At 45.4% G+C, this 335-nt stretch carries 1 protein-coding gene; it reads right to left on the bottom strand.

From position 1 onward, the window contains the following. A partial coding sequence (locus AAEY62_RS21160; RefSeq protein WP_350636306.1) for a PH domain-containing protein occupies positions 1-335 on the bottom strand: 335 nt, incomplete at both ends.

Here is a 335-nt window from a genome sequence, read left to right as displayed (position 1 = left end):
GCAGGGGTTGCTTGTGCGATGTTATCGTCGTTGCGGTAGTTTTGTACAAACTGGCGCATATTTTTACAATCGTCGTGAGTTAAGCCGCTAATTTGCAGGTCGGCGCTCATGCCACCAGCGCTGTATAGCTTTAAACTCGCTAAGCCGAGTTTGCGCTCAATTGGTCCGCGGTGCACCTCAATATGCTGTACTCGCGCTAGCGGCAAAATAACTATTTGCTGCCAAATAATTCCCTTTTTAAACGCGATATCGTGGGTGCGCATTGCTACCCCTTGCAGCTTTATACTCACTACATTATAAAACATTGATAATATGATACTTATTGGCATGCCAAT

The sequence above is a fragment of the Pseudoalteromonas sp. GW168-MNA-CIBAN-0100 genome (assembly GCF_040309225.1).
GTDB lineage: Bacteria > Pseudomonadota > Gammaproteobacteria > Enterobacterales > Alteromonadaceae > Pseudoalteromonas > Pseudoalteromonas arctica.
The sequence above is the reverse complement of the archived record's forward strand: the minus strand, read 5'-3'. Positions and strand labels throughout refer to the sequence as shown.